At 56.0% G+C, this 746-nt stretch carries 1 protein-coding gene; it reads right to left on the reverse strand.

Annotated features, from left to right (window positions below; all coding sequences use genetic code 11):
- On the reverse strand, window positions 1–734 hold a 734-nt coding region (locus PXY01_RS22095), incomplete at its 3' end, for an AMP-binding protein (RefSeq protein ID WP_246028075.1).
- Window positions 735–746: the final 12 nt, after the last annotated feature.

The following is a 746-nucleotide window of genomic DNA, read 5'->3' on the forward strand; positions in this document are numbered from 1 at the left end:
AATGTCGCTTCCCTTAGCTCTAGCTTCTGTCCGGCAAAGGCCGTCTTCTCCAGCAGATGCCCGTCTCCAACCAGCCACTTGCTTCCACTGTCGTCCAGCATGTACGCTATCCGCTCCTGTGGATATGACGGATCGACCGGCACGTATGCGCCGCCTGCCTTCAGAATGCCGAGGATACCTGCGATCATCTCCACCGATCGCTCCGCCAAGAGACCGACGCGGTTGTCTGCTGTCACACCCAGCTTCCGAAGCTTACGCGCGAGCCGGTTCGCCCGCGCATTCAGCTCTCGGTACGTCACCTGCTCGGACTCGCTAATTACCGCGATACGATCCGGTGTACGCTCCACTTGCTCCTCGAACAGCCGATGGATCGTCTTCTCCTCCGGATAAGATGCTTCCGTCGTATTGAATACGTCCACAATCTGGCGCTTCTCTTCTTCTGTCAGCATCGACAGCTTCGCCAGCTCTGTCTCCGGCTCGCTGACCGCAGCTTCTATTAATTGCAAGTAATGTTCCGCCATCCGCTCTACCGTTTCGCGCCGATACAAATCAGTGCAGTATTCGACGACGACCTGAAGTCCGTCTTCGCTCTCCGCTAACGTCCAGGTCATATCGAACTTCGTCACGTGGCTTTCCATTGGTTGTGCGATGAGCTGCAAGGAATCGAGATTAAGCCCCTGCTGCTCCTGATTGTGCAGCACGAACATCGTATCGAACAGCGGGTGCCGACTCATATCCCGATTCTT

The sequence above is a fragment of the Paenibacillus xylaniclasticus genome (assembly GCF_004001065.1).
In the GTDB taxonomy this organism is placed as follows: Bacteria; Bacillota; Bacilli; order Paenibacillales; family Paenibacillaceae; genus Paenibacillus_T; species Paenibacillus_T xylaniclasticus.